Annotated in this window: 26 protein-coding genes; 16 read left to right on the plus strand and 10 right to left on the minus strand. The window is 74.5% G+C overall.

The genetic code is table 11. The annotated features are described in order from the left end of the window. Window positions 1-95: 95 nt before the first annotated feature. On the plus strand, window positions 96-554 hold the full coding sequence (locus BJF77_RS02650; protein WP_047802405.1) for an SRPBCC family protein: 459 nt from the start codon (window positions 96-98) through the stop codon (window positions 552-554). A 58-nt stretch (window positions 555-612) separates the two neighbouring features. Here the strand turns inward: BJF77_RS02650 and BJF77_RS02655 are convergent, their stop codons facing one another. Beyond that, a complete protein-coding gene (locus BJF77_RS02655) occupies window positions 613-1,065 on the minus strand; it encodes a VOC family protein (RefSeq protein ID WP_075871198.1) in 453 nt (150 codons plus the stop codon). Then, window positions 1,047-1,487, minus strand: a complete 441-nt coding sequence (locus tag BJF77_RS02660; protein ID WP_047802407.1) for a VOC family protein — start codon at window positions 1,485-1,487, stop codon at window positions 1,047-1,049. Before BJF77_RS02660 ends, BJF77_RS02655 begins: the two co-directional genes overlap by 19 nt. A gap of 185 nt (window positions 1,488-1,672) precedes the next feature. Here BJF77_RS02660 and BJF77_RS02665 point away from each other — a divergent pair, with 185 nt between their 5' ends. Further along, window positions 1,673-2,602 (plus strand): NADP-dependent oxidoreductase, encoded by a 930-nt coding sequence (locus BJF77_RS02665; RefSeq protein ID WP_075871199.1) that lies wholly within the window; start codon window positions 1,673-1,675, stop codon window positions 2,600-2,602. Between the two features lie 84 nt (window positions 2,603-2,686). Here the strand turns inward: BJF77_RS02665 and BJF77_RS02670 are convergent, their stop codons facing one another. After that, a complete protein-coding gene (locus BJF77_RS02670) occupies window positions 2,687-3,358 on the minus strand; it encodes a hypothetical protein (protein ID WP_075871200.1) in 672 nt (223 codons plus the stop codon). Between the two features lie 216 nt (window positions 3,359-3,574). Here BJF77_RS02670 and BJF77_RS02675 point away from each other — a divergent pair, with 216 nt between their 5' ends. From BJF77_RS02675 to BJF77_RS02685, 3 genes are all read left to right on the plus strand, one after another. Further along, window positions 3,575-4,372, plus strand: coding sequence for an SDR family oxidoreductase (locus tag BJF77_RS02675; RefSeq protein WP_075871201.1), 798 nt, complete (start codon window positions 3,575-3,577; stop codon window positions 4,370-4,372). Window positions 4,373-4,649: 277 nt separating this feature from the next. Continuing rightward, entirely contained in the window at window positions 4,650-5,930 is a 1,281-nt protein-coding gene (locus BJF77_RS02680; RefSeq protein WP_083664929.1) for a glycosyltransferase 87 family protein, read from the plus strand. Then, entirely contained in the window at window positions 5,923-7,146 is a 1,224-nt protein-coding gene (locus BJF77_RS02685) for an MFS transporter (protein ID WP_075871202.1), read from the plus strand. Before BJF77_RS02680 ends, BJF77_RS02685 begins: the two co-directional genes overlap by 8 nt. A gap of 24 nt (window positions 7,147-7,170) precedes the next feature. Here the strand turns inward: BJF77_RS02685 and BJF77_RS02690 are convergent, their stop codons facing one another. From BJF77_RS02690 to BJF77_RS02710, 5 genes are all read right to left on the minus strand, one after another. Further along, a complete protein-coding gene (locus tag BJF77_RS02690) occupies window positions 7,171-7,923 on the minus strand; it encodes a PIG-L deacetylase family protein (RefSeq protein WP_075871219.1) in 753 nt (250 codons plus the stop codon). An 82-nt stretch (window positions 7,924-8,005) separates the two neighbouring features. Continuing rightward, window positions 8,006-8,599: a signal peptidase I gene (locus BJF77_RS02695; protein WP_075871203.1), complete on the minus strand. Its 594-nt coding sequence runs from the start codon at window positions 8,597-8,599 to the stop codon at window positions 8,006-8,008. After that, entirely contained in the window at window positions 8,596-9,561 is a 966-nt protein-coding gene (locus tag BJF77_RS02700) for a hypothetical protein (protein ID WP_075871204.1), read from the minus strand. Before BJF77_RS02700 ends, BJF77_RS02695 begins: the two co-directional genes overlap by 4 nt. 16 nt (window positions 9,562-9,577) lie before the next feature. Then, window positions 9,578-10,174, minus strand: coding sequence for a hypothetical protein (locus tag BJF77_RS02705; RefSeq protein ID WP_075871205.1), 597 nt, complete (start codon window positions 10,172-10,174; stop codon window positions 9,578-9,580). A gap of 94 nt (window positions 10,175-10,268) precedes the next feature. Further along, window positions 10,269-10,859: an alternate-type signal peptide domain-containing protein gene (locus BJF77_RS02710; RefSeq protein ID WP_053004763.1), complete on the minus strand. Its 591-nt coding sequence runs from the start codon at window positions 10,857-10,859 to the stop codon at window positions 10,269-10,271. A gap of 391 nt (window positions 10,860-11,250) precedes the next feature. On the opposite strand from BJF77_RS02710, the gene fdhD reads away from it, so the two are divergent. The 4 genes from fdhD (at window position 11,251) to BJF77_RS02730 (ending at window position 15,390) form a co-directional block, all read left to right on the plus strand. Beyond that, window positions 11,251-12,114: a formate dehydrogenase accessory sulfurtransferase FdhD gene (fdhD, locus tag BJF77_RS02715; protein ID WP_047802414.1), complete on the plus strand. Its 864-nt coding sequence runs from the start codon at window positions 11,251-11,253 to the stop codon at window positions 12,112-12,114. 40 nt (window positions 12,115-12,154) lie between these two features. After that, window positions 12,155-12,889, plus strand: a complete 735-nt coding sequence (locus BJF77_RS02720; RefSeq protein WP_075871206.1) for a glutamine amidotransferase — start codon at window positions 12,155-12,157, stop codon at window positions 12,887-12,889. A gap of 68 nt (window positions 12,890-12,957) precedes the next feature. Then, complete coding sequence (locus BJF77_RS02725; protein WP_139318408.1) at window positions 12,958-14,055, plus strand: CPBP family intramembrane glutamic endopeptidase; 1,098 nt, start codon at window positions 12,958-12,960, stop codon at window positions 14,053-14,055. A gap of 9 nt (window positions 14,056-14,064) precedes the next feature. Further along, a complete protein-coding gene (locus BJF77_RS02730) occupies window positions 14,065-15,390 on the plus strand; it encodes a M18 family aminopeptidase (RefSeq protein WP_075871208.1) in 1,326 nt (441 codons plus the stop codon). Window positions 15,391-15,513: 123 nt separating this feature from the next. On the opposite strand, the gene BJF77_RS02735 is transcribed toward BJF77_RS02730, so the two are convergent. Beyond that, window positions 15,514-16,965, minus strand: a complete 1,452-nt coding sequence (locus BJF77_RS02735; protein ID WP_075871209.1) for a glyceraldehyde-3-phosphate dehydrogenase — start codon at window positions 16,963-16,965, stop codon at window positions 15,514-15,516. A 203-nt stretch (window positions 16,966-17,168) separates the two neighbouring features. Between BJF77_RS02735 and BJF77_RS02740 the strand changes: the two genes are divergently transcribed. The 4 genes from BJF77_RS02740 to BJF77_RS02755 all read left to right on the plus strand — a co-directional run bounded on the left by BJF77_RS02740 (window position 17,169) and on the right by BJF77_RS02755 (window position 21,027). After that, window positions 17,169-18,098: a carbohydrate kinase gene (locus BJF77_RS02740; RefSeq protein ID WP_075871210.1), complete on the plus strand. Its 930-nt coding sequence runs from the start codon at window positions 17,169-17,171 to the stop codon at window positions 18,096-18,098. Window positions 18,099-18,218: 120 nt separating this feature from the next. Further along, the gene (locus BJF77_RS02745; RefSeq protein WP_238985983.1) at window positions 18,219-19,100 is read left to right on the plus strand and encodes an HAD family hydrolase; all 882 of its coding nucleotides are present in this window, start codon (window positions 18,219-18,221) and stop codon (window positions 19,098-19,100) included. Between the two features lie 10 nt (window positions 19,101-19,110). Further along, window positions 19,111-19,935, plus strand: coding sequence for a glycerophosphodiester phosphodiesterase family protein (locus tag BJF77_RS02750; protein WP_047802418.1), 825 nt, complete (start codon window positions 19,111-19,113; stop codon window positions 19,933-19,935). 39 nt (window positions 19,936-19,974) lie between these two features. Next, complete coding sequence (locus BJF77_RS02755; protein ID WP_075871211.1) at window positions 19,975-21,027, plus strand: enoyl-CoA hydratase/isomerase family protein; 1,053 nt, start codon at window positions 19,975-19,977, stop codon at window positions 21,025-21,027. 18 nt (window positions 21,028-21,045) lie between these two features. On the opposite strand, the gene BJF77_RS02760 is transcribed toward BJF77_RS02755, so the two are convergent. Further along, window positions 21,046-21,600 carry a hypothetical protein gene (locus tag BJF77_RS02760; protein ID WP_075871212.1) on the minus strand — a complete coding sequence of 185 codons (555 nt, stop codon included), beginning with the start codon at window positions 21,598-21,600 and terminating at the stop codon, window positions 21,046-21,048. Window positions 21,601-21,856: 256 nt separating this feature from the next. Here BJF77_RS02760 and BJF77_RS02765 point away from each other — a divergent pair, with 256 nt between their 5' ends. Genes BJF77_RS02765 through BJF77_RS02775 form a run of 3 tightly spaced genes read left to right on the plus strand, consistent with a single transcriptional unit; the run spans window position 21,857 to window position 24,989 of the window. Continuing rightward, window positions 21,857-23,206 carry a phosphoribosyltransferase gene (locus BJF77_RS02765; protein ID WP_187347244.1) on the plus strand — a complete coding sequence of 450 codons (1,350 nt, stop codon included), beginning with the start codon at window positions 21,857-21,859 and terminating at the stop codon, window positions 23,204-23,206. Beyond that, window positions 23,203-24,528, plus strand: a complete 1,326-nt coding sequence (locus BJF77_RS02770) for an erythromycin esterase family protein (protein ID WP_047802421.1) — start codon at window positions 23,203-23,205, stop codon at window positions 24,526-24,528. Before BJF77_RS02765 ends, BJF77_RS02770 begins: the two co-directional genes overlap by 4 nt. A 32-nt stretch (window positions 24,529-24,560) precedes the next feature. Further along, the gene (locus tag BJF77_RS02775; RefSeq protein ID WP_047802422.1) at window positions 24,561-24,989 is read left to right on the plus strand and encodes a universal stress protein; all 429 of its coding nucleotides are present in this window, start codon (window positions 24,561-24,563) and stop codon (window positions 24,987-24,989) included. The last annotated feature ends 18 nt before the right edge of the window (window positions 24,990-25,007 follow it).

Consider the following 25,007-nt stretch of genomic DNA (forward strand, 5'->3'; position numbering starts at 1 on the left):
GGCCCGGGTACGCGGGGAGCGGAATGCGCTGGCGGGTCCGCCCCTGCACATGCCTACGGTGGGGCCGTACCGTCCCGACGAAAGGAACATCCCGCATGTCCGAGAACAGCATCTCCGCCAGCCGCCTCATCGACGCCCCCGCCGACGCCATCTTCGACGTCCTCAGCCTCCCGTCCCGGCACCAGCAGATCGACGGCTCCGGCACGGTGGTCTCCGGCGACGACCAGCGCATCCAGCAGGTCGGCCAGGTGTTCGTGATGAACATGAACGGTGAGCACATGGGCGGCGACTACGTCATGGAGAACACCGTCTCGGGCTTCGACGAGAACAAGCTCCTGGCCTGGCGGCCGAAGCCGCAGGGCGCCGAGCTCGAGGGCTGGGAGTGGATCTGGGAGCTCGAGCCGCAGGGCCCCGGCGCGACCCTGGTCACCGAGACCTACTCCTGGGAGCACGCGACCCCGGAGGCCAAGAAGGCCGTGTCCTTCCCGCTCTTCGAGGAGGGCGCCCTGGAGGGCTCCCTCGAGCGGCTCGCGGCGGCCGTCTCGGAGGAGTGACCGGCTGATCCGCGCCGCCCGGTCGCTCCGCGGCCGGGCGGCGTGCGTCCGGCGCCGCTCAGGCGTGCCCGGAGCCCTCCAGGGGGTACTTCTGCTGCACCGCCGTCCAGTTCCCGGAGCTGGCCAGCGGGTCCATCCACACGATCTCCCAGAGGTGGCCGTCCGGGTCCTGGAAGCTGCGCGAGCGCAGGAAGTCCTGGTCCTGGGGGCGGCCCTCCGGGGCGCCGGCGGCCACCGCGCGGTCGACGAACACGTCGACCTCCTCCGGGGTCGCGACGGACAGGGACGTGATGACCGAGGCGCAGCGCCTGGTGTCCGTGATGTCCTTGTCCGCGCGGCCGCGGAACGTCAGGTGGTCGAGGAGCACGACCCACAGGCCCTCGCCGGCCACGACGGTCACGGCGTGCTGGTCGGAGAATCCGAGGTCGGGAGTCCATCCGAGTGCGGTGTAGAAGCTCCGGGACGCCGCGAGGTCGACCACCGGCAGGTGGATCAGGACGGACGGCGCCACGGCTGCTCACCCGCCCCGCCGGCCCGGACCGGCGCCTGATCCACCCACAGGACCTCCCAGTGGTGCCCGTCCGGGGCCTGGAAGCCGCGCGAGCGCAGGAAGCCGTAGTCCATGATCTCGCCCTCCGTCGCACCGGCGCGGACGGCCCGCTCGACGACGGCGTCGACCTCCGCGGGAGACTCCACGTCGATCGCGGTGACGACGGAGGAGTCGGCCGCGGTGCCGGGTGACTCCGGGCCCACCGGGTGCCGATGACGGTCCTCGCTGAGGACCATGACGTGCGCCGCGCCCCGCACCAGCATCGTGGCGCCCGCCGGGACGTTCCGGCTCGGGGGGCCCAGCTCCCAGCCGAGACGGGCGTAGAAGCGCCTCGCCCGGTCCAGGTCTGCGACGGGCAGGGCGACGTAGTCCGCCGTGATCATGATGTCTCCTCCAGAGTGCGGCTGAGCCCGGCTCCAGGATGGTCCCGGGGTGTGTGCCCCTGCAACCGTGTGACGGGGGATCGGCGTGCATGTCGCAATGGCAACGGCACGGCATCGGCACGTCGTCGCGACGTCGTCGGGCGGGGCTCCGGAATGGGCGCAGGACCGCCGCCGTTGGAACGGTCATGCTGGTCATCGGAGTCACGTCGTTCGGAGGGCCGGAGGCCCTCGCCGCCCACGAGGCGCCGGATCCGCACCCGGGCCCCGGCGAGGTGCGGATCCGGGTGCGGGCCGCGGCCGTCAGCCCCACGGACACCGTGCTGCGCGCCGGCGGACAGCCGCTGGGCGAGCGGCGCCCGCCGTACGTGCCGGGCATGGACGCGGCCGGGACCGTCGACGAGGTCGGCGAGGGCAGCGCCTGGCGGGTGGGGGACGCCGTGATGGCGATCGCCCTGCCCCGCGGCGAGCACGGGGGCGCCTACGCGGAGCTGCTGGTCGCCCCGGACGACTCGATCGCCCGGATCCCGGCGAACACGGACTTCGCCACGGCCTCGACCCTGCCGATGAACGGGCTGACGGCCCTGCAGATCCTCGAGGAGCTCGACCTCCAGCCGGAGCAGACCCTCGCCGTCACCGGGGCCGCCGGCACCCTGGGCAACTACGTGGTGGAGTTGGCCAAGCACCAGGGGCTCACCGTCGTGGCGGACGCCGCCGACCGGGACCTGGAGCTCGTGGAGAGCCTGGGCGCCGACCACGTGGTCGCCCGCGGCGACGACGTGGCGGAGCGGATCCGGGAGTTCTTCCCGGAGGGGGTGGACGCGCTCGTGGACGCCGCTGTGCTGAACGAGAAGGCCGCTCCGGCGGTGCGCGACGGCGGCCGTTTCGCGACCGTCCGGCACTGGGACGGGAACCCGGGCCGGGACATCACCGTGCACCGGATCAGCGTGCCGCGCGAGTACCGTTCCGGCCACAAGCTCGAAATCCTGCGCCGCTGGGTGGAGGAGGGAGTGCTGACCCTGCGCGTGGCCGGCGTCCTGCCCGCCGCGGAGGCCGCCGAGGCCCACCGCCGGCTCGAGAGCGGCGGTGTCCGGGGGCGGCTGGTCCTGAGCTTCTGACCACGGGACGGCACCGCCCGGGACCTCACCGCCCGGGACCAGGCCTCCGGTGCCTCAAGGTCCGGTGCCTGAGGGGCCGGTGCCTCAGAGACCGGAGCGGTACTGGTGGTCGATCCCGGCCTGGTCGACCCTGCGGTGGAAGCGCATCCCGGCGAGTCCGCCGAGGATCGCGGCGACCAGCGGGATGACCACGGCGACGACCAGGGCGACGATGCCCCCCGTGGTCAGGGCGCCCTCGCCGATCGGGATCCGCGGGACGCCGTTGAGGTCCCGCAGGACGTTGAACTGGCCGCCCGCCACGGCGCCCACGACCGCCAGCACGATCGCGATGACGACGGCCCAGACCCACACGGCCACGCCCTGCTTGGCGCCGTCGAACCGCGCCATCCGGCCGGCCACGTAGCCGCCGGCGAAGTAGGCGACGAACAGGATCACGGCCAGGACGATGCCGCTGACGATCCCCACGGTGCCGGCGTTCTGCCCGACCTGGTCCGCGATCTCGGCCGGATCGGTGCTGGTCGCCACGCCGACGCCCGCCCCGATCGCGGTCAGCAGGGCGGTGAGCAGCACGGCGATGCCGGTCGCGGTCATCCAGCCGAAGAACGCGCAGCCGAACTTCACACCCCCGTACTGCTGCTTCTCCGCGGCGACCACGTTCTGGCGGCGCCCCCGGGGCGTCGTGGCGCCCGCACCGTTCGGGACGCCTCTCCCGGCACCCTCGGGAACGGACGCTCCTGCCGGCTCCTGGTGCACCATGGCGCTCTCCTCACGTCCTATCATCAGCTTGCTTAACAGTTTCCTCCGAACGTCCGGGACCCGCAACCGTCCGTCACGGACCCGACGGGGCCGACGGACCCGACGGACCCGACGGACCCGACGGGCCCGGTGCCCCCGCCCGGAACCGGTAGTAGGCTGATGGTTCCGGCAGCACCTCGGGAACAGCCCGCCGGCGGCGGGCGGAGAGGCACGACCATGGACTTCACCCCTCGCACCGCCATCGTGACCGGCTCGGACTCCGGGGTCGGCCGCGCGACGGCCGTCGCCCTGGCGGCGGCCGGGATGGACGTCGGCATCACCTGGCACCAGGACGAGGCCGGTGCGCAGAGCACGGCGGAGGAGGTCCGCTCCTACGACCGCCGCGCCGTGGTCGCCCGGCTGGACACCACGGAGCTCGACGGCTGCGGCGGGGTGGTGGACGACCTGGTGGAGCAGCTCGGCGGGCTCGACGTGTTCGTGAACAACTCCGGCACGGGGGCGAACGTCCCGTTCCTGGAGACCTCGCTGGGCACCTGGCGCAAGGTCGTGGCCACCGACCTGGACGGGGCGTTCGTCTGCCTCCAGGCGGCCGCCCGGCACATGGTCGCCGCAGGGCGCGGCGGACGGCTGATCGCCGTGACCAGCGTGCACGAGCACCTGCCGCGGGTCGGCTCCAGCGCCTACGACGCCGCCAAGCACGGGCTGGGCGGGCTCGTGAAGACCATCGCCCTGGAGCTGGGGGAGCACGCGATCACGGCGAACGCGGTGGCCCCGGGGGAGATCGCGACCCCCATGACGGGCCAGGAGGACGAGAACCCGCGGCGCACCCACCGTCCCGGCGTTCCGCTGGGCCGGCCCGGGGACGCCCGGGAGATCGCCTCGGTCATCGCCTTCCTCGCCTCCCCGGCCTCCGCCTACGTCACCGGCGCGTCCTGGGTGGTCGACGGCGGCATGGTGCAGATGGGGCCGCAGGCCGGCTCCCACCTGACGAACGACGACTGGCGCCGAGGCTAGGCCGGCCGGGCCGGGACGCTCGAACCGCCCGGCGGCGCCGGCGGAGCCGCCACCCTCGCGGCCCCGCGCACGGGCCGACGGACCCCCGCGCCGGACGGCGCGGGCCCCTCCTGCGGCGGGCTTAGAGTAGGGACCGCCCCGCCCGCCGCACGAGGAGTCCCGCCATGCGCGCCAGCACGACCGCGACCGGTCCCGACCACCACGGGATCGTGGCCGCGGTGGCCCGCGAGTGCTCCCGCTCCCGGGCCGGCCTCCCGACCCCCGAGCCGAGGCCCCGGTGACCGTTCCCTCCGGCTCCGCGGCCGTGGCCTCCCGCCCCCGGCGCTCCGCGCCGCTCACCGGGCTGGTCTGGCTGCTGCTGGCGGGGGCCCTGGTGCGGTCCGTCTGGCTGGTCTTCGACGGCAGCATCGACCTGGACGTCTACCGGTTCGGCGGCATGGCCGTGGTGGACCGCCACGGGTTCGACGACGAGCTCTACGGGCCGGGCCTGAGCCCGGACGGCGACGGGGGCCTGCCCTTCACCTATCCGCCGTTCGCCGCCCTGCTGTTCGTGCCGCTGGCCTACCTGCCCGAGTGGCTCACCGAGCTCGCCCTGGCGCTGTTCACGATCGGCTTCGCGGCCGGGCTCTCGTGGATGCTCCTGCGCTACGCGGCGGACCGCGGCCGGCCGCTGCTGACCCGCCTGGATCCGGTCACGGCGGTGGCGGCGGGCACCGCCGTGCTGCTGTGGTCCGGGCCGTGGATGCGCAACGTCGGCCTGGGACAGATCAACGCCCTGATCCTGGCCCTCGTGCTCTACGACCTCCTGCGCACCCGCGACGACAGCCCGCTCGGCCGGGTGCCGCGCGGGTTCTGGATCGGGCTGGCCGCCGGGATCAAGCTGACTCCGCTGGCCTTCGGGCTGGTGTTCCTGATGCGCGGGCAGCTGCGGCCGATCCTCACGATGGGCCTCACCTTCGCCGCGACCGTGCTCGCCGGGTTCCTCGTGCTGCCGCGGGACGCGGTCGTGTTCTGGACCCAGGCCGTGGTCAGCGACGAGCGGGTGGGCAACCCGGCCTACGTGGACAACACCTCGCTGCAGGGCGTGCTGCTCCACCTAGGCGTTCCCGGCGGCCTCGAGCCCCTGCTGCGCTGGGGGCTGCTCCTCGTGCTGCTGGTCGGCGCCGCCCTGCTGATCCGGATCCTCGCCGCGCGCGGGATGGTCCTCTCCGTGGTGGCCGTGAACGCCCTCGTCATGCTCTACCTGTCACCGGTCACCTGGTCCCACCACCACCTGTGGTGGGGACTCGTGCTGACCGCGCTGTGGGTGGAGGCCTGGCCCGCGTTCCTCCGGGACGGCCCGCGCCGGCTGGTCCCGGCGCTGGGCGGAGTCGCCCTGGTGGGCCTGTACGTGGGCCCGATCCGCTGGGATGCCTGGCTGCGCCCGCTCGGCGCCTCCGGTCCGGTGATCGACGTGGTGGCCGCCCTGCCCTACCTCGCGCTGCTGCTGCTCCTGGCCCTCTGGGTGGTCACCGGGCTCCGGGCCGGGATCCCGGCGGCCGGCGCCGGTCGTGGCTGAGCACGTCCCGCCGGGAACCTGGACCGGCTACGACCGCGGCAGCCGGGGCTATCGCCGGGTCCTGCTCGCCCTGCTGTGCGCCGGCGTCGCCACGTTCGCCCAGCTCTACTCCGTGCAGGGCGTCCTGCCGCTCATGGCGGCCGACCTGCGGATCGACGCCGCCCGCGCGTCCCTGGGCGTCTCGGCCGCGACCTTCGGACTGGCCGTGGGCGTCCTGCCCTGGTCCGTGGTGTCCGACCGCTGGGGTCGGCTGCGGACCATGGTGATGGCGGTCGTGGCCGCCACGGCCTTCGGGCTCGTGATGCCCTTCGCCCCGACCTTCGAGTCCGTGGTGGCGCTGCGCTTCGTGGAGGGCGTGGCCCTCGGCGGCATCCCCGCCGTGGCCATGGCCTACCTCGCCGAGGAGCTCGACCGCCGGCACGCGGCCGTCGCCGCCGGCACCTACGTGGCGGGCACCAGCCTGGGCGGGCTGGCCGGGCGCATCATCGCCGCCCCCGTGGGCGAGGCGTTCGGCTGGCGGACCGGCACGGTCACCGTCAGCGTGCTGGCCGCGCTCGCCGCCGTGGTGTTCGTCCTGATCGCCCCGCGCCAGCGCGGCTTCGTCCGCCAGACCGTCCGGCTCACCGGGCCGTCCGGGCTGCTGCGCCGGCTGGGCGCCAACCTCGCGGACCGGGGCCTGCTGGTGCTGTACCTGCAGGGCTTCCTGCTCATGGGCGGGTTCGTGGCCATCTACAACTACCTGGGCTTCCACCTGGGCGAGGAGCCGTTCGGCGTCTCCCAGACCGTGGTGAGCCTCCTGTTCCTGGCCTACCTCTCCGGCACCTGGTCCTCGGGGACGGCCGGGCGGCTCGCGGCCGCCCGCGGCCGGAGGTCGGTGCTCGTGAGCAGCGGAGTGGTCATGCTGGCCGGGCTGCTGGCCACCCTCGTCCCGTCGATCCCCGTGATCGTGGCGGGGCTGCTGCTGTTCACCGCGGGCTTCTTCGCGGCCCACGCGGTGGCCTCGGGCTGGGTGCCGGTGCGCTCGCGCACGGGCAAGGCCCAGGCGTCGTCCCTCTACACGCTCTTCTACTACGGGGGCTCGTCCGTGCTCGGCACGGCCGGCGGCGTCTTCTACACCGCCGGCGGCTGGTCCGGGGCGGTCGCGTTCGTGGCGGCGCTCGTCGTCGTCGCCGTCCTGCTCGTGCTGGTGGCCCTCCGGGACCCGGAGCGGGCCTGACCCGGCACCGGGCCGGGGGAGCCGTCAGTCGTCCGCGCCGCCCCACTGCAGGGGGAACACCTCGAAGGAGCTCGCGAGCGGCACCCCGGCCCGTTCGCCCACGGCCTGCGCGTTGCCGCGCAGGAACGCGTCCGGGTCGAAGTCGGCCCAGCCCAGGCCGTCCAGGTACGCCTGGTGGGCGCGCAGGGACGCCACACCGGTGTCGAAGTCGTCCGTGACGTCCACAGCGTGCCGTGCCTGCGGGGAGCCTGCGGCCCACACGGCCACGACCCCCGGCCACGGCGCCAGCCCGGACTCGACCTGCTCCGGGAAGATCCACCGGTTGCCGGCATCGCGGGCGGCGTCCAGGGTGGCGCGGCCCACCGCGATGTGGTCGGCCTGGTTGAGGTTCGTGGCGCCGTCCCAGGTGTCGCGGAAGTTGTTGGTGACCACGACGTCCGGCCGGTGCCGGCGGACCACCTCGGCGATCCGGCGGCGCAGCGCCACCCCGTACTCCAGGACCCCGTCCGGGAGGCGCAGGAACTCGACCTCGTCCACGCCCACCACCCGGCAGGACTCCCGCTGCTCGTCCTCCCGCAGCGGGCCCGCCTCCGGCGGGGCCATCCCGTCGATCCCGGCCTCCCCGCTGGTCACCAGGCAGTAGACCACGTCCTTGCCCTGGCCGGTCCACCGGGCCACGGCGGCCGCGGCGCCGAACTCCATGTCGTCCGGGTGGGCGACCACCACGAGGGCGCGGTCCCAGTTCTCGGGCAGGGCGGTGAGCGGCGTCTCGGTCATGGTGCCCATCATGGCCCGCCCGGCGCCGACCGGCAACGGCCGTCCGGCCGCCGCGGCGCTCAGCCGGCGACGGACCCGGCGGTCACCACGGACAGCTGCTCCGTCCGGGCGTCCTGCGGCGGCGCCGGTGCCGCGGCCCCGGCCGGGCCCCCGCCCGGTCCCGGGCCGCGCCGACGAGCTGCCACAGGGCGTAGCCGAACAGGGCCGCGGCGACCAGCACGACCCCGCCGCGCTTCTGCTCCGCGTCCAGCAGCGTGGCGGCGTGACCGGCCCAGGGCACGTGGTACTTCACCACGCCGCGCAGCTGGGTGGCGGTGACCGGCTCCGCGTCCGGGGCGGCGTTGGCGTCGCCCTGCGTCGTGAAGCTGCGCCGGCCCTCACCGTCCACCGCGACGGCCACGATCCGGTGGGTGACGAGGGTGTCGTCGTCGGGGCGGGGCATGAACGTCACGACGTCCCCGGTGCTCAACCGCGCGGCGCCGCCCTCGCCCTCGAGGGGCTCGACGACGACCTGGCTGCCGGTCGGGACGGTCGGCTCCATCGAGCCGGAGAGCACCGTCAGCGGCACCCAGCCCAGGGCCAGGGGCACGACGACGACGGCCAGCAGCAGCGCGGACACCGCGGCCAGGAGCACGACGAGCAGCGGGTGGAGGGCCTTGCGGACCATGGCGGTCATGACGGGAGTCCTTCACAGTTGATGTTGTCGCTGGCGCCGGCGATCTTGATCGTCCAGGCGTAGGCGCTGTCCACGTGATGACCGGTCCCGGGTCCGAGCACGGCCCGGACGAGGGCCTCGTACTCCTGGTTCTTCTCGTACCCCGCGATCCGCCGAAGGTCTGTGGCCGTAAGCGGGATGTCCCGCGTGGCGGCGCCCGGCACTCGCTTGACCAGCGTGGGTGCTCCGGTGCTGCCTCTGGGGCGCACCAGGACCTGCCACTCCGTGACGGCCGGAGCGCCGGACGCGCCGCTCCAGGTCCACCGCAGGGACGCCGTGTTGTCGGCCGCCCGGCACTGCGCCGCATCCGCCGGCACCGGGGGCATGGGCGCGGTCACGGGCGGGAGATCCACCGTGAACGGCATGGTCCACGAGCGGGTCGCCGACCAGGAGCCCCCGTCGAGGGTGGTCGCCTCCACCTGGGTGACCACCTGCAGGGGCCGCCCGGCCAGGAGGCGCAGCGCGTCCTCGGCGACGTCGTCCGTGGACACCGTCAGGCACAGCTCCGCGGGCCGGTCCCGCTCGAGGGGTGCCCGGGTGCTCCCCGGGACGGCCACCGCGGCGGACCCGCCCGGCGCGACGGCGGCCCAGGTCGCCGGGGACTCCGGGGCGCCGCAGTCCGTGCCGGTGCGGTAGGCGAGGCGCAGGCCGGCCGGCGGGGCCACGGGTGCCCCGCCGTCGAGGACGGAGATCTGCGCCGGCCGGTACCGGACCCCGAACCCGGAGGCGTTGGTCAGGGTCGCCGAGCTCCCGGTCCCGGCGACGTCGAACCCGACCACGCCCACGGTGAGGGCGGGCACCTCGGCCTGCCCGGCGGCGGACCAGCGCGCACGGGTGGCGCCGTTCGGCGTCGTGAGCACGACGACGACCAGCAGGAGGAGGACGGCGAGCGCATAGGCCGCGGGGGTGCGGTACTTGCTCATGGGATGCTCCCGGGGGTCAGTTCTGGACGAGGGCGACCGTCAGCGGGCCCGGCGCGAGGGCCGTGCCCTGTGCCGACGGATCGGCGGGGACGTCGTAGGAGACGGTGATGTCGTAGACGGCGCCGTCCTGGGCCGCGGTCACGGTCCAGGCGGATGGGCCGGGACCGGGGGACAGGGACGCCGTGCCGGGGGCCGGGGCCAGCTCCACGTGCGGGGCGACCGCGCCGCCGGCCGGCCCTCCGGGGTCGACCGTGAGGGTCGCGGTGAGGTTCGTGCCCGCGAGGTCGAGGTGCGCGCGGGTCGTGACGACGACCGTGTCGCCGGGCGCCAGCGCCGGAACGGCGTCCGGGGACCCGGTGAGGTCGGTGGTCCCGCGCTGCACGGCGCCGGTCGCCGGGTCGAAGTCGGTGTGCTCGAGGGCCGTCCGCGCCGGCTCGAGCACCAGGCCGAGGTTGCCGGTGCTGACGGTCTGCGTCTCGAGCGGGACGGCGTCGGACCACCGTGCCGCCGTGCCCATGCTGTTGCCGAGCAGCGTCAGGGCGAGCAGGGAGGCCGCGGTGGCCGCGAAGGCGCGGCCGGCGGCCGAGGGGCGGGGGCGGACGGGAAGTGTCACGGGAGCCTCTGGGGGTGAGACGGAGTCTGTGAGGGTGGGGTCCCCGGTGCGGCGGCGCCGTACCGGGGACCCTGGGGCCGACCGGCCCCTGCGGTCACTGCTGCGTCAGGACGAGCTTGGTGCCGGTCAGCGACGTGTCGGCGTTCTCGCCGAAGCTGTCGGTGGTCTTGTCCGCATCCCAGGTGAACGTCGCGATGGCCTCCACGACGTGCCCGTTGTCGTTCTTGGTGATGGGGTACGAATCCTGAGTGGTCTTCGCCCCGCTGCTGAACGTGACGTCATAGGACACGTAACCGGCCTCGGCGAGCTCATCGATCTCCTTCTGCAGCTCTGCCGGGAACTGCAGCTCCAGAGCGCCTTCGAGGGTGTCCCCCTTCGCAGTCACAGTCGTCGAAGCGTGCAGCTCGATGGTGTCGCCCGGAACGATCCGGTAGGTGTCGGGCTCGATCGTCCGGCCGGTCCCATCGGTCCAGAAGACCGTCGGGGTCGACATGGAGAGTTCGCCGGCGGTGATGATGTCGTCGGAGGCGATGGCCTTCTCCTCGGACCACTTGGAGAAGGTGCCGCCGCCGGCGGCGAGGAGACCGACGGCCACGACGCCGGCCAGGACGGCCTTGCCGGTGTGGCGGTTCCTGGCGCCCCGCGCGGGGGACTCGGACGGGAGGTGCTGTGCTGCAGAGGACATGGTTCCGCCTTCGTGCGAGAGGGGTGGGAGGAGAGGTGCGCGGGATCGGTGCGCGGCGCGCGGCATCCGGTGCGGGGCCCGGTGGAGCGGGGGACACCGGCCCCGGGATCAGGGGAGCCGGCGTCCCGGTGCAACGACCGCGCCCGAGGGCGCGGGTCCGCGGGACCGCGGGACCGCGGTGGATCGCCGGGCGAACCGCCGGTAGCCCTACCGCCGGATCGCCTTGACACGTCGACTCTAGACAAAAGTCTATGTATTCGAACAGAGTTCGGTTGTCCCCACTTCACCCGACGTTACTACTGGGTAATGACGGCGTTCCGGCCGGTCCGGCCCCGGGCCTAGGATGCCGGGGGAGGGCTCCTACCCGGAGGGCCCGGAGCGGAGGACCCCCATGACCCGAGCATCCCAGCGACGCCGGGTGCACCGGTACACGGCCGAGGGCGACGGGGGCGGCCGCGCGGACACCCTGGCCGGGGAGGAGCCCCTGGAGATCCGGCTCCACGGCAGCCCCTTCACCGTCACCATGCGCACCCCGGGGCACGACTTCGACCTCGTGGCCGGCTTCCTCGTCTCCGAGGGCGTCGTCCGGGCGCCGTCCGAGCTCGTGCAGATGGACTACCGCAGCGGCATCGGTCCCGACGGGCAGCGCACCTACAACGTGGTCGACGTCCGGCTCGCCCCGGGGGTCGCCCTGCCGGACACCTCCATGCAGCGGCACGTCTACACGTCGTCGTCGTGCGGGGTCTGCGGCACGGCGTCCATCGAGGCCGTCACCAAGGTCTCCTCCTTCGACCCCGCGGCGGACCCGGTCCGGCTCCCCGTGCCCGGGCTGCTCGCCCTGCCGGACCGGCTGCGCACCGGGCAGAAGCTGTTCGCCACGACCGGCGGCGTCCACGCGGCCGGCCTCTTCCGCTGGCCCGCGCACTCCGCCGGGGCCGGCGACGGTCCGGCCGAGCCGGAGCTGCTGTGCGTGCGCGAGGACGTCGGGCGGCACAACGCCGTGGACAAGGTCGTGGGCTGGGCGCTGCGGGAGGGCCTGCTGCCCCTGCGCGGCACCGTCCTGCAGGTCTCCGGGCGCGCGTCCTTCGAGCTCGTGCAGAAGGCCTCCATGGCCGGTGTCCCCGCGCTCGCGGCGGTCTCGGCGCCCTCCGCCCTCGCGGTCGACCTCGCGGACGAGGTGGGCATCACGCTGCTCGGCTTCAGCCGGGGGACGTCGTTCAACGCCTACGCCCACCGGGAGCGCCTCGTCCCCTGAGCGGGCGGGGGAGCACCCCGGCGCTGGCTACGATGGGGTCATGAAGCCCTTCCTGCTGCTCGCCACCCGCGCCGAGGACGACGTCGCGGACGAGGAGTACGAGACGGTCTGCCGCTTCAGCGGCCTGCAGGAGGGTCTGCTCCACCGGGTCCGCCTGGAGGCCGGGCCCATGCCGCCGATCGACCTCGAGCGCTACTCCGGGGTCATCATCGGCGGCTCCCCGTTCAACTCCTCCGACCCTCCCGAGCTGAAGTCGGAGACGCAGCGGCGCGCCGAGTCGGAGATGCGGGACCTGCTCGACGAGGTCGTCGCCCGGGACTTCCCCTTCCTGGGCGCCTGCTACGGCGTCGGCACCCTCGGCACCCACCAGGGCGGGATCGTGGACCGCACCCGGGGCGAGGAGATCGGCGTCATCGAGGTGACCCTCACCGAGGAGGGGCGGCGGGACCCGCTGCTCCGGGACTTCCCAGGCACCTTCCACGGATTCGTGGGGCACAAGGAGGGCACGCGCACGCTCGCGCCCACCGCCGTCCTGCTGGCCACCGGCACGGGCTGCCCCGTCCAGATGTTCCGGGTCAGGCAGAACCTCTACGCCACCCAGTTCCACCCCGAGCTCGACGCCCCCGCCCTGCTGAACCGGATCGAGGCGTACAAGGAGCACGGCTACTTCCCGGTCGGCGGGGCCGAGGAGGTCAAGGACCGGATCCGCCGGGGCCCGCCCGTGACCGAGCCGGCGAAGCTGCTCGCGGCGTTCGTGGACCGCTACGCGCGCTGAGCCCCGGACGGGTCCGCCCCCGGAACTGCCGCGTGTCCGCGGGGCGCCGGGGCCGATAGCGTAGGGACATGACCATGCGCGCCGCCCCGTGGAGCCCGGGCCCTCTCGACGACCACCGCCCGGAGCCCGCCCCCCGGGTCCTGCCGTACCACCGCCTGGCCCACGCCGACCCCGAGCACCGGTGGTGGAAGCCCCTCGTGGAGCTGCTGCTCTTCGGCGCCTTCTACCTGGTGCTGACGGTCGTCTTCGGCATCGTGTGGGCCGTCGGCCTGATGGCGGTGCGCGGGGAGGAGGCCATGGACGACCTCGTCCTCGACGCCACGGCCCTGGACATCATGGACCCGGCGATCTTCTTCATGCTCTTCTTCTCCCTGGTGCTCATGATCCCCGCGCTGCTGGCGGCCCGGGCGATCATGGGCCCCCGCCCCATCGGGCTGCTGCTGTCGGTCACCGGGCGGCTGCGCTGGGGCTTCCTGGCCCGCTGCCTGCTCGTGGCGCTGGGGATCTACGCGCTCGGCCACGCGGCCGCGCTCGTGCTGGAGCTGGCGACGCTCGGGGCGCCGCCCCCGCCCCGGCCGGTCGAGGGCTTCTGGTGGCTGATCGCGATGATCGTGCTCGTGGTGCCGCTGCAGTGCGCGGCCGAGGAGCTCGTCTTCCGCGGCTACCTGCTCCAGACCGTCGGCCGCTGGCTGCGCCGGCCCGTGTTCGCCATCCTCCTGCCGGTGCCGCTGTTCACCTTCGGGCACCTGTACGACGTCTGGGGCCTGCTGGCCGTGGCCGTCATGGCGGTCGTCGCCGGGTGGCTGACCTGGCGCACGGGCGGGCTCGAGGCCGCGATCGCGCTGCACGTGGTCAACAACGTGGTGGCGACGCTCTTCGGGGCCTTCGGCCTGGCGGATCCGGACGCCCAGGAGTCCACGGGGCTGGCCCTCGCGCTCTCGGCGGCCATGCAGGTGCTCTTCGCGTGGCTCGTGGTCCGCGCCGCGCGCAAGCACGGGGTGGAGGTCACCCGCACCGTGCGCCCGCCGCGCCCGGCCGTGCTCGGCCCCGGCGCGCCGGCGTGGGGCGGGCCCGGGGCCGGCGCCTGGGTGTGCCCCGGTCCTCCCGCCTGCCCCGGCCACTGGGCCGGCCAGGCTCCCGGGACCGTGCCGCAGCGCCTTCCGTAGACTGACGCCATGGACCCCCGCCGCGCTCCCACCGCCGATCCGCTGTCCACCGCCGAGGACCTCGGCCGCTACGTGCTGGACTCGCCGAGCTCCTTCCACGCGGCCCACGCCGCGGCCGCGCGGCTGGAGGAGGCCGGCTTCACCCGGCTCGACGAGACCGTGGACTGGTCCCGGACCGGCGTGCGCGGGCGGCGCTACGTGCTCCGCGACGGGGCCCTCATCGCGTGGGCCACGCCGGCGGACGTCACCCCGGCGGCGGGCTTCCGGATCCTCGGCGCGCACACCGACTCGCCGGGTTTCAAGCTCAAGCCCCGGCCCACCACCACCGCCCACGGCTGGTACCAGGCGGGCGTGGAGGTCTACGGCGGGCCGCTGCTGAACTCGTGGCTGGACCGCGAGCTGCGCCTGGCCGGGCGGCTGGTGCTGCGCGGCGACGACGGCGCACCGGTCGAGCGGCTCACCGCGACGGGTCCCGTGGCGCGGATCCCGCAGCTGGCCATCCACCTGGACCGCGAGGCCAACAAGGGGTTGCAGCTGGACCGGCAGCAGCACGTGCAGCCGATCTGGGGGGTGGGGAGGCCGGAGGACGCCGACGTCCTGGCGCTGCTGGCCGAGCACGCCGCGGGCGGGCCCGTGGACCCGGCGCGGGTCCTCGGCTACGACGTGGTGCTGGCGGACGCCCAGCCGCCCGCCGTGTTCGGGCACGGCGGGACCCTGCTCGCCTCCGGGCGGCTGGACAACCTCTCCTCCGTGCACGCCGGGCTCAGCGCCCTGCTCCGCGAGGCCGGGGCCGTCGAGGCCGGGCGCCACATCGCGGTGCTCGCCGCCTTCGACCACGAGGAGATCGGCTCCGGCACCCGCTCCGGGGCCGCCGGACCGTTCCTGGAGGACGTGCTGGTGCGCGTCGCCGACGGGCTGGGGCGCACCGCGGCCGAGCACCGCCGGGCGCTGGCCGGGTCCGTGTGCCTGTCCGCCGACGCCGGGCACCTGGTGCACCCCAACTACCAGGGCCACCACGACCCGGTGAACCGGCCCGTCCCCGGGGCGGGTCCGCTGCTGAAGATCAACGCCGACCAGCGCTACGCCACGGACGCCGTGGGCGCCGGGATCTGGGCCGAGGCCTGCGGGCGCGCCGGGGTCGGCTACCAGGAGTTCGTCTCGAACAACCGGGTGCCCTGCGGATCCACGATCGGGCCCCTCACGGCCGCTCGGCTGGGCATCCGCACGATCGACGTCGGGATCGGCCTGCTGTCCATGCACTCGGCCCGGGAGTTGTGCCACGTGGACGACGTCGCGGCCCTCGGCGCCGTCGCCGGGGCCTTCTTCACCGGCTGAGCCGGGCCCCGGTCCGTGGCTGGGCCATGCCCCGGTCACCGCCCGGGGCGGGTCCCGCAGACGCGAGGAGGGGCCGTGCCCGGGTGGCACGGCCCCTCCTCGCGGGCACCGCCCGGGAGCGCATCAGCCCGACAGCGCGCCCACCGCGACCCGCTCGGCCGGGAACTGCGGCATGGCGATGTCGGCCATCCGGGCGAGCACCCGCACCACCTGGCAGGAGTAGCCGAACTCGTTGTCGTACCAGACGTAGAGCACCAGCGAGCTGCCGTTGACGATCGTGGCCAGGCCGTCCACGACGCCCGCCCGGCGGGAGCCGACGAAGTCGGTGGAGACGACCTCCGGGGAGTCGGTGTAGTCGATCTGCTTGCGCAGGGACGAGTTCAGCGAGATGTCCCGCAGGTACCGGTTGACGGCGGCCTCCGACTCCGGTGCCTCCTCGAGCTGGAGGTTCAGGATGGCCATGGAGACGTCCGGGGTGGGCACGCGGATCGCGTTGCCGGTCAGCTTCCCGGCCATCTCCGGCAGGGCCTTGGCCACGGCCTTGGCGGCGCCGGTCTCGGTGATGACCATGTTCAGCGCGGCGGAGCGGCCGCGGCGGTCGCCCTTGTGCCAGTTGTCGATGAGGTTCTGGTCGTTCGTGTAGGAGTGCACCGTCTCGACGTGGCCCTGGGCGATGCCGTACCTGTCGTTGACGACCTTGACCACCGGGGTGATCGCGTTGGTGGTGCAGGACGCGGCGGAGAGGATGGTGTCCTCCGGGGTGATCATGTCGTCGTTGACGCCGCACACGATGTTCTTCAGCTCGCCCTTGCCCGGGGCCGTGAGCAGGACCTTGGCGACGCCCTTGGACTGCAGGTGCTTGGACAGGCCCGCCTCGTCGCGCCACACGCCCGTGTTGTCCACGACGATCGCGTTGTCGATGCCGTAGGCGGTGTAGTCGATCTCGGAGGGGTCGTTCGCGTAGATGAACTTGATCGCCACGCCGTTGGCGGTGATGACCTCGTTCTCCTCGTCGACGTGGATCGTCCCGTCGAACTTCCCGTGCACCGAGTCCCGGCGCAGCAGCGAGGCGCGCTTGACCAGGTCGTTGCCGGGCTTCTTGCGCACCACGACGGCGCGCAGGTTCAGCCCGGTGCCGTCGTTGCGGTTCACCAGGATGCGGGCGAGCAGACGGCCGATGCGGCCGAACCCGTAGAGGACCACGTCCTGGGACTCCGGGAGGTTCTGCGCCTTGCGGTCCACCACCGGGGCGAGCTCCTCGCGCAGGAACGCCTCGAGGTCCTGGTCCGACTCCCGGGCCAGCCGGTTGAGCTTGCCGAGGTCCACCGCGCAGGTGCCGAGGTTGAGCCCGGACATCACCTCGAGCAGGCGGGTGGTGTCCTCCAGCGGAAGCTCCTGGCCGTCGATGCGGCGGGCGAAGCGGTGCGCCTTGAGGATCTGGGTGACGGACTTGTGCACCAGCGAACGGCCGTAGACGGTCGGCACGACCTTGTTCTCGCGGTGCAGGCGGCCGACCAGGGGGACCATGAGCTCGGCGAGGGCCTCGCGGTCGGACCAGCTTTCGGGAGTGCTCAAGAATGACTCTCTTCCTCGGCCGGGGACGTCATCGTGTCCGGCCGTGACAGGCCGCGCCTCGTTGCGCGGTCTCGGGTGCGCGCGCCGCTGCGGGTCGCGCACGGTGCCACCGCCCATTCTAAGGGCACCGCGGCGCCGGGACGGGGCCGCGTTACGGCCCCGGACGCCGGTGCGGCGGGAGCCGCGGGTGCTACCGTGAGGACATGCTGACGGTGATCGGTGAGGCGCTCGTGGACGTGGTCTCGAAGCGCGGACAGGAGCCCCGCGCGCACGCCGGGGGGAGCCCGATGAACGTGGCTGTGGGCCTGGCCCGCCTCGGGCACCGGGTCCAGTTCCTGGGCCGCTACGGCGAGGACGAGTACGGCGCCCAGGTCGAGGCCCACCTGCGGGACAACGGCGTGCTCCTGCCGTTCGAGGCCGACGCCCGGCCGACCTCCGTGGCCGAGGCCGTCATCGGCGACGACGGCGCCGCGACCTACGACTTCCAGCTGGACTGGTCCCTGGACCTCGGCGACGAGCAGCTGGGCGAGCTGCTCCGGGACACCACCCTGCTGCACGTCGGGTCGATCGGCGCGATGCTCGAGCCCGGGGCCTCGAAGGTGCGCCACGCCGTGGAGCTGGCCCAGGCCACCGCGCTCGTCTCCTACGACCCCAACTGCCGGCCGTCCATCATCCCCGACTCCTCGCGGGCCCGGGCGCGAGCCGAGCAGCTCGTGGCCCTCGCCGACGTCGTGAAGGCCTCGGACGAGGACCTGCTGTGGCTCTACCCCCACCGCAGCGTCGAGGAGAGCGCCGCGGCCTGGCTCCGCGCCGGCGCGGAGCTCGTCGTCGTCACCCGCGGCCCCCTGGGGCCCTGGGCCCTCACCCGCGCCACCGGCCCGCGGGGGGCGCAGGTGCCCGCCGCCCCTGCCGAGGTGGTGGACACCGTGGGTGCCGGCGACTCGTTCATGGCCGCGCTGCTGGCCTGGCTGACCGACCACGGCTTCACCGGGGCGCCGGCCCGCGAGCGGCTCGACGACCTCGACGCGGAGCAGATGGGCGAGCTGCTGCGCTACGCCGCCTCGGCGGCGGGCGTCACGGTCTCGCGCGCCGGCGCCGACCTGCCGCGCGCGGACGAGCTGCCCTCCTCCTGAGCCGCACCGAACCGATCCGTCCGTGCCCGACCGACAGGAGGCCGTCGTGCCCGACCGCGCACCCTCCGCCGGCCCGCGTGCGGCCGGGCCGGCGCCGCGAGGAGCCGTGATCCCGCGCCCGTGACCCCGCCCCTGGAGGTGCCCGGCGACGCGGCACCCGTCAAGCTGATCGCCAGCGACCTGGACGGCACCGTCCTGGGCGACGACTTCCGGTTCCGCCCCCGCACCGTCGAGGCGATCCGGGCCGCCCAGGACGAGGGTCTGCACGTGGTGTTCGTGACGGGCCGCCCCATGCGCTGGCTCGATCCGCTGCGCGACCAGCTGGCGCACCAGGGCGTGGTGATCTGCTCCAACGGCGCGGTGGTCTACGACCTCACCGCCGACGTCGTGGTGGAGTCCAGCCTGTTCCCGGTCTCCGAGGCCTTCGCGGTCATGGAGGAGGTGGCCGCCCGCCATCCCGGCACGCTGTTCGCCGCCGAGACCCTGGACGGCGTCTACACCGACCACGGCTGGGCCCGCACCGACCGCATGGAGATCGGCGCCCCGCGGGTCGGCCCGCTGCGGGAGCGCCTGCCCGCCGGCACGGGCCTCGTGAAGTTCCTCGCCAAGCTGGACTCCGCCGACCCGCAGGAGTACTACCGGGCGCTCACCGACCTGGTGGCCGGACGGCTGTCCGTCACGCACTCGGTCGCGGCCGCCCCGCTCGTGGAGATGGGCCAGCGGGGGCTGACGAAGGCCCGCACCCTCGAGCAGTACGCGGCCGAGCGCGGGATCCTGCCGCACGAGGTCATGGCCTTCGGGGACATGCCCAACGACCTCGAGATGCTGACCTGGGCCGGCCACGGCTACGCGATGGCGAGCGGGCACCCCGCCGTCGCCCGGGCCGTGGGCCGCACGGCCCCGCCCTTCGCGGAGGACGGGGTGGCCCAGGTGATCGAGGCGCTGCTGCACGCCCGCCGACCCGGCGCGTCACGGGCGGGACATTCCGCTACCACGGGGTAACAATGGGGGTGTGACCCCTCCAGCGCGCCGGCGCGACATCCCCGCCGCCCTCGCCCACCGCGGCTTCTCGCGCGAGGGCGCCGAGAACACCCTCGACGCCTTCCGGGCGGCCCGCGACCTCGGCTACGAGTGGATCGAGACCGACGTCAACACGACCGCCGACGGCGTGGTCCTGTCCTTCCACGACGGCACGCTCGACCGCGTGACCGGCGACGCCGGGGAGGTCTCCCGCCTCACGTGGGAGCAGATCCGGTCCCGGCGGGTGGCCGGGGCCGGCGGCATCCCGCGGCTCGCCGACCTGCTCACCGAGCTCCCGGAGCTCAAGCTCAACATCGACGTCAAGGACGAGGCGTCGGTGACCGCCCTGCCCCCGCTGCTCCACGCGCTGGGGGCCGTGCACCGGGTGCGGGTGACGTCCTTCTCCGAGAGCCGGCGCCGGCGCACGCTGCGCCGGCTCCACGAGCTCGCCGGGCGGCCCGTGCCCACCTCCTCCGGCCAGGGCGGGATGCGCCTGCTGCTCGTGTGCTCCTGGCTGGGCGGGCCGAGCTGGCGTCTGGCCCGGCGGGCCGCCGCCCGGTGGATCGCGCCCTTCGACACCGTCCAGATCCCGCGGCGGCACCGGCTCCGCGGCGGGGCCCAGCTCGAGCTCGTCACCCCCCGCTTCCTGGACTTCGCCCACCGGCACGGCATCGACGTGCACGTGTGGACGATCAACGACACCGCCGAGATGGCCGAGCTGCTGGAGCTGGGCGTGGACGGGATCGTCACCGACCGCGCCGATCTCCTCGCCGAGCTGCTGGCCGAGCGGGGGCAGTGGCCGCCGTCGGGCGTGTGAGCCATGACACGCCCGGGTGCCGCGTGGCAGGGTGGGGCCATGACCCACACCGCCGCCCCGCCCGCGGACACCGACCAGCACGTCCTCGCCCAGGTCCGCAACGGGACCGGGCACCTCGTGCTCAACCGTCCCCGCCAGCTCAACGCGCTCACCGCGCAGATGTACCACGACCTGAAGGCCGCCCTGGACGCGTGGAAGGACGACGACGCCGTGCACCACGTCCTGGTCACCTCGGCCTCCGCCAAGGCCTGGTGCGCCGGCGGTGACATCCGGCAGGTGCGGGACGCCGTCCGCGAGGGCCGGCTGGAGGCGGCGACGCAGGTCTTCGCCGTGGAGTACGCCCTCGACTGCCTGATCGCGGACTACCCCAAGCCCTATGTGGCGCTCATGAACGGCATCTGCATGGGCGGCGGCATGGGCATCTCCGTGCACGGATCCCACCGGGTGGTCGGCGGCTCGACCGTCATGGCGATGCCGGAGACGAAGATCGGCTTCTTCACCGACATCGGCGCCTCCTGGTTCCTGCCGCGCGTCTCCCGCCCGGACCGCCGGGGGGAGCCCAGCCTCGCCGTGGGGCGCTGGCTCGCCCTCGGCGGGCAGCGGATCAGCGGCGCGGACGCCGTGGCCCTCGGGCTGGCCGACGTCCTCGTGGCCGACGAGGACTTCCCCGACCTCGCGGCGGCCGTGGTGGAGGAGGGACCCGCCGACGCCCTCGCCCGCTTCGCGCGCGAGCCGGAGCCCTCGCCCGTCGTGGCCCGGTGGGAGCAGATCGAGGACCGCTACGGGGCCCCGACCCTGCAGGAGATCGTCGCCGCAGCCCCCGAGGACCTCACGGGCATGAGCCCGTCCTCGCTGGTGCGCACCTTCGAGCTGCTCGAGCGCGGCGCGGCCGAGGACGGTGTGCGCTCCTGCCTGGAGCGGGAGCTGCGCCTGGCCGCGGACACGATCGCCCGGCCCGACTTCGCGGAGGGCGTGCGCGCGGTGCTCGTGGACAAGGACAACGCCCCGGTGTGGGAGCACGCCTCCGTCGCGGACGTCGACGCCGGCGCGGTCCGGGCCGTGCTCGGCGAGAAGCTCCCGCTGCCGCTCTGACCGGCCCGCCCGGCGCGCTCAGCGGTGGGAGGGGTCCTTGCCGTTGCGGCTGACCACCACGCGCACCGGGCCGGCCGTCCCCACGGAGCCGGAGGGCCGGTCCACGAAGCGGCGGTAGCCGAGGAACAGGACCAGCACCAGGGACACCGTGACCACCCCGAAGGTGACGAGGGTGTCCTGGGAGATCAGGCTGCGCACCACGCTGTGGAGCAGGGTGAACAGCCCGCCCAGCAGGATGCCGTTGGCCAGCACCGGCCCGCGCCGCTCGACCAGCAGGCCGAGCCCGAGCAGCCCCACGGCCACGACCAGGGTGGCCACGCCCACGTCCCGGCTGTGCCGCATGGACTGCTCCTCCCACTCCTCACGCTCGACCAGGTGCTCCGCCCACTGCTGCTGCTCCTCCGCGGTGAGCTCCCGGACCTCCTGCGCGGCGACGAGCTCCGGGGACGCCTCCGGCTCCCGGGGCCCGGGGTGGACCGTGCCGACGCCGAGACCCACGAAGAGGGCGATCAGCGCCCCCAGGAAGAGCGCGTAGACCGTTCCCATGGTCCGGGTCTGCGTGCGGTCGCCCATGCGGTGTGCTCCGTCCTCCCGCCGTGCGGGCTGGTTCGTGCGGGGTGGTTCGTGCGGGCCGTAGCCGGCCCCGGGTGCTCGCATTATCGGCCCGACCCGCGGCGATGTCCACGTCCGTCACCTGGCGGGCGGGTCTTCCACCGCGTTGTGCCCCTGCCTACGCTGGGAGCATCCGCTCCGGCGTCCGATCCCCGGTGCAGGCGGCACCGGGACGAGGCAGCGCCGGGACGCGCCCGCCGGAGGGGTGGTGGAAGACATGGTGGTCTTCGAGAACAGGGCCGACGCCGGACACCGGCTCGGCAGGCGGCTGATGCCCCTGCGCGGCCGGGACGTGGTGGTGCTGGGACTGCCCCGCGGCGGAGTGCCGGTGGCCTATGAGGTGGCCCGGATGCTCGACGCCCCGCTCGACGTCATCGTGGTCCGCAAACTGGGTGTCCCCTCCCAGCCGGAGCTGGCGATGGGCGCCATCGGCGAGGAGGGCGCCCGGGTGCTCGACGAGCGCACCCTGCAGTACTTCGGCGTGACGGACGCGCAGCTGGAGCGGATCGAGGAGCGGGAGCGCGCCGTGCTCGAGGCCCGGACCGCCCGGTTCCGGGAGGGGCGGGAGCGGATCGACCTCACGGGCCGGACCGCCCTCGTCGTCGACGACGGCATCGCCACCGGCTCCACCGCGCGCGTGGCCTGCCGGATAGCCCGCCAGCTGGGCGCCGGGCGGGTGGTGCTCGCGGTGCCGGTCGCTCCGGAGGAGGCGCTCGGCCGGGTGACCGAGGCCGACGAGGTGATCTGCCTGGCCACCCCGCCCTACTTCGCGGCCGTGGGCCACCACTACCGCGACTTCTCCGCGACGGAGGACGACGAGGTGGTCGCCCTGCTGGACGCCGCCCGCCGCCGGCACGAGGCGCAGCTGCCCCCCGCGCGCAGCGCCGACGCGCCCGGGGATCCCGTCGACGCCGACGTGCGCATCCCGGCCGGCTCGACGCGGCTCGAGGCCCACCTGCACCTGCCGGCTCCCGGCGCCGGGGTGGTGGTCTTCGCCCACGGCAGCGGCAGCGGCCGGCACAGTCCGCGGAACCAGTACGTGGCCTCCGTGCTGCAGCGGGCCGGCCTGGGCACCCTGCTGCTCGACCTGCTCTCCGACGAGGAGGAGGCCGAGCGCGCCAACGTCTTCGACATCGAGCTGCTCGCCCGCCGGCTGCTCCTGGCCACCGCCTGGCTGCGGGAGCAGCCCGGCTCCGCCGCCTCACCGGTCGGCTGGTTCGGGGCGAGCACCGGGGCCGGTGCCGCCCTGTGGGCGGCGGCCGAGCCCGGGACGCCGGTCGCGGCCGTCGTCTCCCGCGGCGGCCGCCCCGATCTCGCGGGGGAGCGGCTGCGCCGCGTGCAGGCGCCCACCCTGCTGATCGTCGGCAGCCGGGACGTCGAGGTGCTGGGCCTGAACCGCTGGGCGCAGGAGTCGATGCAGTGCCCCACCCGGCTGGCCGTCGTGGAGGGCGCCGGGCACCTGTTCGAGGAGCCCGGCACGCTCGACGAGGCCGCCGGGCTGGCCCGGGACTGGTTCCTCCGGCACCTGGCAGCGGTCCGGGAGCACACCGGCGGAGACCTCCGGTGACCCCCGCCGCGCACGAGCGGACCCGGGCCGCCGGGGTCCTCGCCGAGATCCGTTCCCTGGCCGCTCCGCTGGCGGGCGCCCCGGACCTCGACCTGCTCGTCGAGCGCTGCGCCGGGGCCCGGTTCGTGGCCGTGGGGGAGGCCTCGCACGGCACCCACGAGTACTACCGGTGGCGGGCGCTGCTCAGCCGCCGGCTCATCGAGGAGCACGGCTTCACCTGGGTCGGGGTGGAGGGCGACTGGCCCGACTGCTGGCGGCTGAACCGGTGGGTGCGCGGACAGGCCGAGCAGGACCGGGACGCCCGCGGGGTCCTGGCCGGCTTCGGCCGCTGGCCCCGCTGGATGTGGGCGAACGAGGAGGTCGCCGAGTTCCTCGACTGGCTGCGGGAGGAGAACGCGCGCCGGCCGGAGGCGGAGCAGGTGGGCTTCTACGGGCTGGACGTCTACTCGCTGTGGGACTCGCTGCGGGAGATCATCACCTGGCTCGAGGCCAACGAGCCCGAGGCCCTGCCGGCCGCCCTGCAGGCGTGGCAGTGCTTCGTCCCGTTCCACGAGGACCCGCACGAGTACGCGTGGAGCACCCGGATCGTGCCCGAGAGCTGCGAGGCCGACGTCGTCGCCCTCCTGGCGGAGGTCCGTCGGCGCACGCTCGGCCGGCTGGAGGACGACCCCGCCGCGTTCGACGCCGCGCTCAACGCCATGGTCGCCACCGACGCCGAGCGCTACTACCGCACCATGGTCCGCGGCGACCGGCAGTCCTGGAACGTGCGCGACGAGCACATGGCGGACACGGCGGAGCTGCTCTCCCGGCACCATGGCCCCGGCGCCAAGGGTCTCGTGTGGGAGCACAACTCGCACGTGGGGGACGCCCGGGCCACGGACATGTTCGACGCCGGGCTGGTCAACGTGGGACAGCTGCTGCGCGAGCGGCACAGCGCCCCCGAGGTGGTGCTCGTCGGCATGGCGGGCTGGAGCGGGACCGTGGTCGCGGCGGAGTCCTGGGGAGCGGCCGAGGAGGTCGTGGCCGTGCCCGAGGCCCGCTCCGGCTCCGCCGAGGACCTCCTGCACCGGGCCCTCGGCGGGCCGGCGGCCCTCGTGTTCGGCCGGGACCGCTCCGGGACCTGGCTGTCGGGGCGGTTCGGCCACCGGGCCATCGGGGTGGTGTACCACCCGTGGCGCGAGGCCGGCAACTACGTTCCCACCCGCATGGGGGAGCGCTACGACGCCCTGCTCTGGTTCGAGGAGACCTCCGCGCTGCGCCCGCTGGGCCACGAGCCGCCGCCGGAGGAGCCCGAGCTGGAGACCGAGCCCTCCGGCTTCTGAGACCAGTGGCACCGGAACGGAGGAGGACGGCTGTGGTGACAGGAACGGGACGAGAGGTCCTCGTCGGCGTCGACGGCTCCGACGCCTCGCGGGAGGCCCTCCGCGCGGGAGCGCGGATCGCGCGCGGGCTGGGCGTTCCGCTCGTCGCGGTCATGTGCTGGGAGGGACCGCGGATCTACGAGGGCTGGCAGGCCGTGGACCCCGGCCGTCCGCCCGCGGGGACCGAGGAGCGGCTGCGGTCCGCGGTCGCCGACACGTTCGGGGCGGAGCTGCCCGAACGGTTCGGCGCACGCCTGGTCCACGGCCGGCCGGCGGCCCGGCTGGTCGAGGAGAGCCGGGACGCCGCGCTGCTCGTGCTCGGCCGCCGCGGACACGGCGGGATGCCCGGCGCGGGCCTCGGCTCGGTCTCCCGCGCCTGCGTGGCCCACGCCGGCTGCCCCGTGCTGGTCGTCACGCACTGACGGACGTCCCTGCCCCCT

It is taken from the genome of Kocuria sp. CNJ-770 (assembly GCF_001942375.1).
Classification (GTDB): domain Bacteria; phylum Actinomycetota; class Actinomycetes; order Actinomycetales; family Micrococcaceae; genus Kocuria; species Kocuria oceani.

What these genes read in the sequence shown, in the direction of transcription:
- BJF77_RS02650 (WP_047802405.1), top strand. Translation starts at nt 96, where the DNA reads ATGTCCGAGAACAGCATCTCCGCCAGCCGCCTCATCGACGCCCCCGCC.
- BJF77_RS02660 (WP_047802407.1), bottom strand. Translation starts at nt 1,487, where the DNA reads ATGATCACGGCGGACTACGTCGCCCTGCCCGTCGCAGACCTGGACCGG.
- BJF77_RS02665 (WP_075871199.1), top strand. Translation starts at nt 1,673, where the DNA reads ATGCTGGTCATCGGAGTCACGTCGTTCGGAGGGCCGGAGGCCCTCGCC.
- BJF77_RS02670 (WP_075871200.1), bottom strand. Translation starts at nt 3,358, where the DNA reads ATGGTGCACCAGGAGCCGGCAGGAGCGTCCGTTCCCGAGGGTGCCGGG.
- BJF77_RS02675 (WP_075871201.1), top strand. Translation starts at nt 3,575, where the DNA reads ATGGACTTCACCCCTCGCACCGCCATCGTGACCGGCTCGGACTCCGGG.
- BJF77_RS02690 (WP_075871219.1), bottom strand. Translation starts at nt 7,923, where the DNA reads ATGACCGAGACGCCGCTCACCGCCCTGCCCGAGAACTGGGACCGCGCC.
- BJF77_RS02695 (WP_075871203.1), bottom strand. Translation starts at nt 8,599, where the DNA reads ATGACCGCCATGGTCCGCAAGGCCCTCCACCCGCTGCTCGTCGTGCTC.
- BJF77_RS02700 (WP_075871204.1), bottom strand. Translation starts at nt 9,561, where the DNA reads ATGAGCAAGTACCGCACCCCCGCGGCCTATGCGCTCGCCGTCCTCCTC.
- BJF77_RS02710 (WP_053004763.1), bottom strand. Translation starts at nt 10,859, where the DNA reads ATGTCCTCTGCAGCACAGCACCTCCCGTCCGAGTCCCCCGCGCGGGGC.
- fdhD (WP_047802414.1), top strand. Translation starts at nt 11,251, where the DNA reads ATGACCCGAGCATCCCAGCGACGCCGGGTGCACCGGTACACGGCCGAG.
- BJF77_RS02720 (WP_075871206.1), top strand. Translation starts at nt 12,155, where the DNA reads ATGAAGCCCTTCCTGCTGCTCGCCACCCGCGCCGAGGACGACGTCGCG.
- BJF77_RS02725 (WP_139318408.1), top strand. Translation starts at nt 12,958, where the DNA reads ATGACCATGCGCGCCGCCCCGTGGAGCCCGGGCCCTCTCGACGACCAC.
- BJF77_RS02730 (WP_075871208.1), top strand. Translation starts at nt 14,065, where the DNA reads ATGGACCCCCGCCGCGCTCCCACCGCCGATCCGCTGTCCACCGCCGAG.
- BJF77_RS02740 (WP_075871210.1), top strand. Translation starts at nt 17,169, where the DNA reads ATGCTGACGGTGATCGGTGAGGCGCTCGTGGACGTGGTCTCGAAGCGC.
- BJF77_RS02755 (WP_075871211.1), top strand. Translation starts at nt 19,975, where the DNA reads ATGACCCACACCGCCGCCCCGCCCGCGGACACCGACCAGCACGTCCTC.
- BJF77_RS02760 (WP_075871212.1), bottom strand. Translation starts at nt 21,600, where the DNA reads ATGGGCGACCGCACGCAGACCCGGACCATGGGAACGGTCTACGCGCTC.
- BJF77_RS02765 (WP_187347244.1), top strand. Translation starts at nt 21,857, where the DNA reads ATGGTGGTCTTCGAGAACAGGGCCGACGCCGGACACCGGCTCGGCAGG.